The organism is Paenibacillus zanthoxyli JH29, from assembly GCF_000520715.1.
GTDB lineage: Bacteria > Bacillota > Bacilli > Paenibacillales > Paenibacillaceae > Paenibacillus_AQ > Paenibacillus_AQ zanthoxyli.
Genome location: NZ_ASSD01000676.1, coordinates 1 through 8,357, shown reverse-complemented (window position 1 = coordinate 8,357; position 8,357 = coordinate 1). Strand labels below are relative to the sequence as shown.

7 protein-coding genes and 1 pseudogene are annotated in these 8,357 nt (G+C 48.3%); 4 read left to right on the top strand and 4 right to left on the bottom strand.

Annotated features, from left to right (window positions below):
- Positions 1 to 82 precede the first annotated feature (82 nt).
- The 3 genes and pseudogenes from L691_RS34470 (at position 83) to L691_RS34465 (ending at position 1,320) form a co-directional block, all read left to right on the top strand.
- Positions 83 to 250 carry a sigma factor-like helix-turn-helix DNA-binding protein gene (locus L691_RS34470; protein WP_408634798.1) on the top strand — a complete coding sequence of 56 codons (168 nt, stop codon included), beginning with the start codon at positions 83 to 85 and terminating at the stop codon, positions 248 to 250.
- Positions 251 to 563: 313 nt separating this feature from the next.
- Positions 564 to 1,022 (top strand): annotated as a pseudogene (locus L691_RS30260) (transposase); the annotation flags it as partial.
- Positions 1,023 to 1,083: 61 nt separating this feature from the next.
- Entirely contained in the window at positions 1,084 to 1,320 is a 237-nt protein-coding gene (locus tag L691_RS34465; protein ID WP_084654482.1) for a transposase, read from the top strand.
- Between the two features lie 59 nt (positions 1,321 to 1,379).
- On the opposite strand, the gene L691_RS32345 is transcribed toward L691_RS34465, so the two are convergent.
- Positions 1,380 to 1,865 carry a hypothetical protein gene (locus tag L691_RS32345; RefSeq protein ID WP_156934350.1) on the bottom strand — a complete coding sequence of 162 codons (486 nt, stop codon included), beginning with the start codon at positions 1,863 to 1,865 and terminating at the stop codon, positions 1,380 to 1,382.
- Between the two features lie 175 nt (positions 1,866 to 2,040).
- Here L691_RS32345 and L691_RS0125980 point away from each other — a divergent pair, with 175 nt between their 5' ends.
- Positions 2,041 to 2,385, top strand: a complete 345-nt coding sequence (locus L691_RS0125980; RefSeq protein ID WP_025693120.1) for a hypothetical protein — start codon at positions 2,041 to 2,043, stop codon at positions 2,383 to 2,385.
- 118 nt (positions 2,386 to 2,503) lie between these two features.
- Here the strand turns inward: L691_RS0125980 and L691_RS0125975 are convergent, their stop codons facing one another.
- The 3 genes from L691_RS0125975 to L691_RS0125965 all read right to left on the bottom strand — a co-directional run.
- On the bottom strand, positions 2,504 to 3,868 hold the full coding sequence (locus L691_RS0125975) for a nitrogenase component 1 (protein WP_025693119.1): 1,365 nt from the start codon (positions 3,866 to 3,868) through the stop codon (positions 2,504 to 2,506).
- A gap of 30 nt (positions 3,869 to 3,898) precedes the next feature.
- Positions 3,899 to 5,422, bottom strand: a complete 1,524-nt coding sequence (locus L691_RS0125970; RefSeq protein ID WP_025693118.1) for a nitrogenase component 1 — start codon at positions 5,420 to 5,422, stop codon at positions 3,899 to 3,901.
- A 266-nt stretch (positions 5,423 to 5,688) separates the two neighbouring features.
- Positions 5,689 to 8,357: fibronectin type III domain-containing protein (locus L691_RS0125965; protein WP_025693117.1), on the bottom strand; the 2,669-nt coding region annotated here is incomplete at its 5' end.

The window sequence follows — 8,357 nt, the reverse complement described above, 5'->3', positions numbered from 1 at the left end:
AGCAGACATCAGGCATCCACTATAGCGACGAAGCAATAAGGTTAAGGTTCATTCAGATGTATCCAACCTATTAATTGCTGAATTGAGGAAAGAACGTAAATTAAGGATTTTGACGCCCATTGAAAGGGAGTTATTCGATCTTCGGGAAAAAGGTATGAGTCGAACACAAATTGCTAACGTGCTGCATAAATCTGCAAGCACTATAAAAAATCAGTATAGAATGATCCGATCAAAATTAGGGGGGGGCTAAGTTTTTAGCCCTCCCCTCTGCGTTGTAGAGGCTTGTATTATAAAGATGCTACCTGTTATTTATTATCGAATAAAGGAGGTCTTTGACAACCCTACGTTCTTTATCGGTTAGTTCCCCTAATAGTTTTATAAGCGGGGTGATATTATCGAGAGTTTTTTCATCCGTTTGGCCGAAAAGACTTTTTAAATCGTAGGCCAAATGCGGAGGCAATATGTTGCTAAGTGGAATCTGTAGGGCGTTACAGATTATTCGTTATCGAATATAATGTGATCAAGGAGGTGCAAATCATTTTCAGATTTAGAAAAAAGAGGTCAGTATTTTCATTTTTACGGAACCGCTTGCGGGCTGGCGGCATGTGAGTGTTCGTCCACAGCGCACGCGGGTGGAATGGGCGGAACAAGTCCGCGATCTGTTGGATGTTCATTACCCGGAGGCTCCGAAAGTGCGCCTCGTGATGGATAACCTGAACACGCATTCTATCGCCTCCCTGTACCAAGCATTCGAACCGGAAGTGGCTTTGCGTCTGGCGAAACGCTTGGAAATCCATTACACGCCAAAACACGGCAGTTGGCTTAATGTGGCCGAAATCGAACTCAGTGTCATGACCCGCCAGTGTCTGGGACGCCGGATTCCTTCTTTAGAAGATTTGGCCCATGAACTTGCCGCATGGTAAACGGGACGCAATGCTTCTCAAAAAGGAGTAGACTGGCAATTTACCACGGAAGACGCCCGAATCAAACTGAAACGCTTATATCCACAATTTAAAGACTGATGAAGTGCTAGGGTCTGTATGCAAACTGCAAAAATAAGCTGAACCATGGTAAATTAAGGATATGAAGAGACGATACGAAATACGCGACGATCAATGGGAAATCATTAAAGACTTGCTGCCCTCTGCCTATAAAAAACAAGGGGGAAGACGTCAGAAAGATCACCGGATGATGTTAAACGCGATGCTCTGGGTGGCAAGGACTGGCGCTCCTTGGCGCGATCTGCCCGAATATTACGGATCCTGGAAAACCGTTTACACCCGGTTTCGCCATTTGGCGAGGAGGCTTTTTAAATTATGATAGGGAAAAAGGAAGCACCACGATAAACAGCCTTAAGGCCATTCGATCGGGTGCTTCCTTCATTCTTGTTTTCGTCTGCGGTTATGCCTGATGGGATTAAGTGTACCCGTATCGGTATAGAAAGAGTACTTATATAATGCTGATGAGCTCCCAGGAATAGCACTGCAATTAGCATTCAATCCAAGGGCTAAAGCATCTTTACCTCTAAAGAATGGAGAAGTAAGCCATTCAAAACGTGCTGAGGCTCCTCCTGTATTCGAACTGTACTTTGCAATAGTAGTTTCTAATTCCAGCCAGCTAGTTTTAGTCGTAGTAGTAGTGTTGGGTGTTATTACATATTTTGAGTTTTGAAGTTGCGCACCCTTTTCTGCTTCTTCTTTTGAGGTTTCTGTTATCTTTTGAGTGTAGTTTACAGGATTTATGTCCTCATAAAAGCAACATCTCCAATCCAAATTTTGGTTACGGTTTACACTATACACTTGGGTCCGGGATTTTGTAAATCTTTTTTCAATTTTTTCTATATTTTTCCGATTATTTGACCGCAAAACGCGGGGGAATTCCTATACAAGTAGGGAGCTTAACGTAGAGGCTTTTTGGACGCTGGCTTCTATTATGGTTTGGCTTGCTTAAGTTTGCATACACGCCCTAGTTCCATTATATTCTTTATAGAGAACCGTTATTTAGGTAATTAGACTCTTGGAAAGAGAGGATAATGAAGATATGGTAACGTGTATGAAGAAATACGCCCGGCTCACACTGATTGTGCTATTAGTCAGCGTGATCATGCTGCCTGCTTCTGCCTATGCATCCTCCGGTTCGGCGGAAGCGAAGTACAGGGCCTCTTATGCAACCTCTTTTTTCTCCTCACTGAGTAATCTGTTTTCTTCCTGGTTCGATAAAGGAAAGTCCGCATCCCACGACAACGACAAAGAATCCGGCAATTGGTTAAGTTGGTTAAAAGGCAAGGATCATGGCCATGACGATGATCATGACGATGATGATGACTGGTGGGAGGACAATAAGCATGACTCCTATAAGCTATGGAAGAAGTATTATTGTTACTGAGGGATATCAAAAAGGCGGCCCGGGGAGAAATCCCAGGCCGCCTCAGATTGTTGCGAAACCCCGCCTTTTTGAGATGCGGGCTTTTTTTTCTTTTTTGGAAATGGTGTTGTTTCTGAAGCTATGCGCTGGCGCTTATAGCGACAGTGAATATTTTCTCAATAAGCTGCAATGCGCCTCTGTAACCGATGTAGCTTTTGTTCAGAACCACTTCATAGGACGCCGGAAATCCGACTTCGACAATTTTGCCCTTCAGTTCCTTAGCCGTGTCCCTTTCCCATGTTGTTCCAAAAATAATCGGGGGCTTATGTCCGAAATCCGTCTCTCTCAATAATTTGCCGACGATATAACCATCTTCAACAAAATCGACCGTGGCGGCGACATCATGAGCGAGCTTTTGATATTCTTGAGCGATGGCTTCTCTATATTTTTCCGGCGCATTATCGGTGATGATTTGTCTTTTGGGAATTAAGCCGAGCTGATTCACCAGAAACTTGTTTAAGGCCAGATTGTACGTGCTGTCTCCGACTACGGCATAGGTTGCCGGCAGCCCCCACCAATATTCGGAGTAGAAATCATTGAAATGCTCCAGGTAATAATAGTATTCTTGCTCTTCCTGCTCGATAAACGACTCGGCGGTTGCAGGGTCAATGCCCGCGTACTCAACAACCTGTCTAATAAATGCCGCTGTTTGCCCCGCACCGATCGGTAACACAGGAATGTGTAAATACGGCTGATTGTACTTTTGTTCCAGATGCTTGGCCGTTTTCAGCCCGAGCCATGGCGAGACGACCAGATTAAACTGGGCATGAGGGATCGTCTTCCATTCCTCGACTCCGCCCGATTTGCCGCCGAACAAAATATTGACTCTGAAGCCGGCGCCCTCAAGAATTCGCTTCAGCTCGGACAAGTCCCCGCGCCAGAATGTATTCTGGTACGGCAGTTCCGACCAGACATTAATCAGCCCTTTTTCCCTGTGGTCCTTGTTAAGCGTAAATTTATCAACGTACTGATCAATGATGGCAGTCGTTATGATCTCATGGCCGACGAAGTTATTGCCCTTAAAGCCGCCGGTTTCGGCATACACAATAGGAACTCCCTGCTTCTGATATTTACTGACGACCGCTCCGACATCATCCCCGACCAATTCTCCGATGCACCCGTTCAGCACAACAAACAAGTCGCCCTCTATGATCTTAAGAGTGGATTTAATTAATTCGTCCAAGCGCTTCTCGCCGCCGAACACTACTTCTTTCTCACCGGCATTGACGCTTGGAGAGACTGAGCCTCCCGAATACCCGCTGCCCTGAAAGCCGTTGTAAAAGGCCAGGCTGGTGTATTGCTTGTCCATGCAGCCCGGTCCGCAGTGGCCGATGGGAACGGCGCCCGGAATGGATACGACGCTGTACAGGGCTCCGACGGCACAGCCGTAGCGCACTTGATTGATTGAATTGGTCTGCCCGTGCTCATTTTTGGTAACAGCCATGGTAGTCTCCTTTTCTATGAAAATCGTTATTTACGCATCGATCAATTCCGGGTGCTTGGCGAGAATGTAGGGGTCTTTTTGTTCAAGCCACCACTGCTTGTAGGGGAGCTTTGCGTGCTTTTTCAGATCATCGTGAAATTTTTTATGGGCGAGAATGTCCAGAATAGCTTCACCCAGATTAAGGATGCCTTCGTAGCCGATCGCGATATGCTCATCGCCCAGCGGAGCGGCAGGGATGCCGAGCTTGGAAGCCAGCGGCGCGAGACCGTTATGTCTGATCAGGATAAAATCCGGCTTGACCTCCTGCAGCAGACCGTAAAATTGATACTGCTGCCTGTTGCTCACATTAAACGACTTGACCTCGCCGTAATGTTCAATCAGGTGCCCCAATGAATCCTCCCTGGCATCGCCGCTGTCATAGACGGGATCATGGTGGAACACCAGCGAGCCGTCTACCTGAATATCCAGCTCTCTCAGTACTTGAATCAGTCCGTGGGCATAAGCGGAGCCTGTAGCTACGTATCCTTTTAAACCCTGAAGCTTCTTCTTGAGCTCGGCAATCCTCGGCTTGACTCTGGCGTGTTCCTTTGCGATGTACTGCTCTACAAGCTCTTCCCGATGGGTGACTTTGCCGAGCTCGCGAAGCCATGCATCGGTTCCGGCGAAGCCGTAGGGCATCGGAGCTTTGACTTCGGGCACGCCAAATTCCTGCTCCAGCGCCGCCGCCATATACGAAGAGAGCGTATAGCAGAAGCCCACGGTTGCCGCCGCTTCAGACAATTGCTCAAGATCGGAGACGGAAGCCATATCCACAACATAATTGACTCTTAGATTAAACTCTTTGAACATAGGGGTAAAAATATCCGAGCCCCAAAGACTGATGACATTGACGAGATCCTCTTGCTTTTTCGTGCTTTTTTTCACAATCTGCCGCAAAATGCCATGCTGGGTTGCGTCAAAGCCGGTACTCCAATGCTTCGATCTGAATCCTTCACAGAAAAGAGGAATGACGGGTATCCCCAGCTCCTCTTGTTTCTTCTTTGCAACACTTTCGATATCTTCGCCAATGATCCCGGTAGGGCAAGAGGTTCCTATGAAAATGGCTTTGGGTGAATACCTTTCCCAAGCATCGTCAATGGATTGCTTGAGCTTGCCAAGCGCACCGAACACCATGTCCGTCTCCTGCAGGTTTGTATTGATAATTCTAATATTCTCGACTTTATGGCCTCTCATGGCCAAGCCGTTGCGGTAGATTGAATTGTAAGGAACTTGTCCGGCGCCGCAGCCGATCGGTGAATGCTGGATCAGCACTGCATCTCTGACATTGCCTGCCTGACATTCAACCATTTGCTCACTGCACACCGAGCCTTGAGTGAAAGGTCCTTTGGCTTCGCACAGCCGGCATCCATCCTTATTGCTTTTACATCCGCTTCCTCTTTGCTGATAGCCTGATTGCGTGTGCAGATCCGATGCTGTTCCGTTCCAGGCGATGATAGTGCCAAGCCGCCGCTCGCGATTCTGAACTTCAGCCATCCTCAAATTGATCTTGCCCATTCGCTATCCATCCTCTCTTATCCCATTTAACGCCCGGTGATCTGTAATGGCAGTAGTCACAACAACATTTCATACTAAATAGCTAGGAATTATATGCAATGAACAAATTATATATTTACGTTTATATTCTGTCAATATATTCTATGGTTTATTTTGTAAAGCGGAATCGGACGGTATGGGATGCACCACTAAGCTTCGACAAAGCAGAAGCGACCCGGGAGGAAATCCCAGGCCGCTCTTTTTTGATTATTATAACGCTGCGCGCTTTACCGCTGGATATTTCCGCTCTGCACATCATTGCTTTTAAGAGCAAGCACAGCTTTGTTAAGGATGTTATTCGTCACAGTATAGGGCGGTGCTCCAACCCCCGCATAGATCGTGGAAATGCCAACGGCGGCGATATTGGAGGTGATCGTATTCCGGGTAATCGTCGCATTTAAGACATCGGCCGGATCATTTCTTTTCCAGTAATCATTAATCTTGATAAGCTCTGTGGTGGTGCGCGTGAGGTTCATGGCGGTGACCGTGTTGTTGTCCAGAACGATTTTATTGGCCGTTTCAACCGTAATTGCTGGCGCATCCCCTTTAACATTGAACGTTGAGTTCGTGATCTTCAGATCCAGATTGGCATGGCTTGCGATAAGCGCCGCGTTGCCTGTGGTGTTGGATGTGAAGGTACAATTGTCGAAGCTGTATTTGCCATTCGCGACAACCGTCTGACCGAATCTGCTGCCGTCCGCCGCTTCAAATACGGAGTTCGTGTAAGTGCCTTGCGGCAAAGTCATGTTATAGGCAGAGTTAAAGCCCAGCACCTTGATATTGTTGAACACGCTGCTCTCTGTGGGGCTTCCCTTAAAGCTGGCGAGCGCTCCTTTTCCCGTAATCGTAACATTAGAAACTTCAATGCCTTTTCCATAGATAGCAAAGCCCGCATCCACATTCTTCGTAATGTTGATATTGACATTGGATACTTTGACTCCATTCGTCGTTCTGGCGCTGACAGACAGTGTGCCGTCGGTGATCTCCATTCCATCGATTTTAATGTTCGGCCCTGCAAAGTAGGTGTAGGAATCATTCAACCGGTTATTTAAAAATGTGGCGTCGTGATAAGCGACAATCCGGCTTCCGTCAAAATGGTTGCTTACGGCCATGGCATTTGTGAACGAATCGGAGACGGCAAGCCCGATAACTCCCTTGGAAGCAAGATGGTTGCCTTCAACGGTGACGTCATGTCCGTCGTACAGAATGACATCATAGGCTGCATTATTATAGAATTCATTGTTCCTGATATAAATATTGGTGTTCAGACTTCCGTTCTGGCCGAATCCCCCTTCGACGTCGATCCCCGATTGAGGGGCTGTTCCTTTCATATCATGCAGGCTGTTGTTGATAATCTGCGCATTGTTAGCGCCGCCTACCGTAATCCCTTGCCGGCGGTTGAATGCGAACTCGGAGTTCTTAACCACCGTATTCTGGCAGACGACCCGGTTCCAGGCTTCCAGGTAAGCGCCCGCCGACGAGGCTTTGTTGAATACAAGATGGAAGTAGGCCGCGCCGCCGGGGATGGTCAGGGTCTGTCTGGCTGTTGCCAACTGGCTCATCATGAAAGATCCGTCCGCACGATAGAAATACACGTTAAAGCCGCCAGGCAGGTTGATTAAATTGGAAATTTCAAAGGTCCGCTGCGTTTTGAAGATGGGACTCATGAAATAGATGGCTTCTTTGGTCCGGATTTTTGTGCTATCGCTCCGTGGCTGACCGCTGCCGTCGATTCCTCCGGACACGAAGCTGGCAGCATACAGATCCTTGAACATCGTTCCGTAGCCTCCAAGCACCAGACCGTCTCCGGTGAAATTCATCGCTTTAACTCCATCAATCGTTGTATTCGCCGCGCCTTCGACAAAGATGCCGTACCCGCCTTCGTGAGTGCCTGAATTATGAGGCTCCCTCTGGGAATAGTCATGAGTCAGCTTGTCGCCAAGATAAGTTCCGCCGCGAAGCGTTACATTGCTCGCGCCGTATCCGACATACATAACGTCGTATCTTTCCTTACCGTTGGTTTCTTTCTGAAGGATGGCATCCATCGGCAGATCAAACAGCATATTGCCAACCATGGAGATCCGGCTGTCCTTGTCGATCAGATACGTTCCGGATGGAAGCATTGTTGCCGTAATGCCATTCAGATGCGCCCAGACCAGCGCCTGATTAATTCCTTTAACGGTTTCCACCGGGTGGGTCCCATCGTTATAGATTCCCCACCGGGCCAGATCAATCAAATAATGTGTGGGCGATGCCGACGCGGTGCTGCTTAAGGGCGACCGGTTTCCGCTTGTGTCTACGGCCTCCACTTGGATGTTGTATTTCGTGCCGAAATCAAGGCCGGTGGCTGCATAGTAGTTCTGGATAAGAGGCTTCGTGTTCACTTGTTGTCCGTTAATATACACATTGTAACCGGCCAAGTCGCTCTCCGTGCCAGCCGCCCATGAGACGGAAGCTTTGCTTGGGCCGCCCGCTGCGGATACCTGTACAGGGGTTGCCGGCGGGGTAATATCCTTGGTGCGGGTGGAAAGGGAAATGCCTTGTGATGCATTGCCGCTTCTCTCCACCGTTCGGAGAGTGAAGGAATAATCGGTTTCCCCTAAGAGTCCACCGGCTTTGTAGCTTCCGCTAGATGAAGAGCCGATCAGCACGCCGTCCAGGTAAATATCGACATGGTCAAAATCGGGAGAAGCCGGGTTATTCCAGGTCAGCGTTACCGATTTGCCGTCATCTACGGCTCTTGCCTGGTTGATTTCGGCAGGCGCCGGGCCGTTCTGGGCTTGCGGGGTGACATCAACCGTTACCGATGGCTTCGATTCAAGCTCGCTGCCGTTCACGGCGGTCACATACAGACTATAACTCTGGCCGTTGTTCAGGCCGTCCAGCGTGTAGGTGG

Coding starts and splice junctions, on each gene's coding strand:
- L691_RS34465 (WP_084654482.1), top strand. CDS start 1,084: ATGAAGAGACGATACGAAATACGCGACGATCAATGGGAAATCATTAAA.
- L691_RS0125980 (WP_025693120.1), top strand. CDS start 2,041: ATGGTAACGTGTATGAAGAAATACGCCCGGCTCACACTGATTGTGCTA.
- L691_RS0125975 (WP_025693119.1), bottom strand. CDS start 3,868: ATGGCTGTTACCAAAAATGAGCACGGGCAGACCAATTCAATCAATCAA.
- L691_RS0125970 (WP_025693118.1), bottom strand. CDS start 5,422: ATGGGCAAGATCAATTTGAGGATGGCTGAAGTTCAGAATCGCGAGCGG.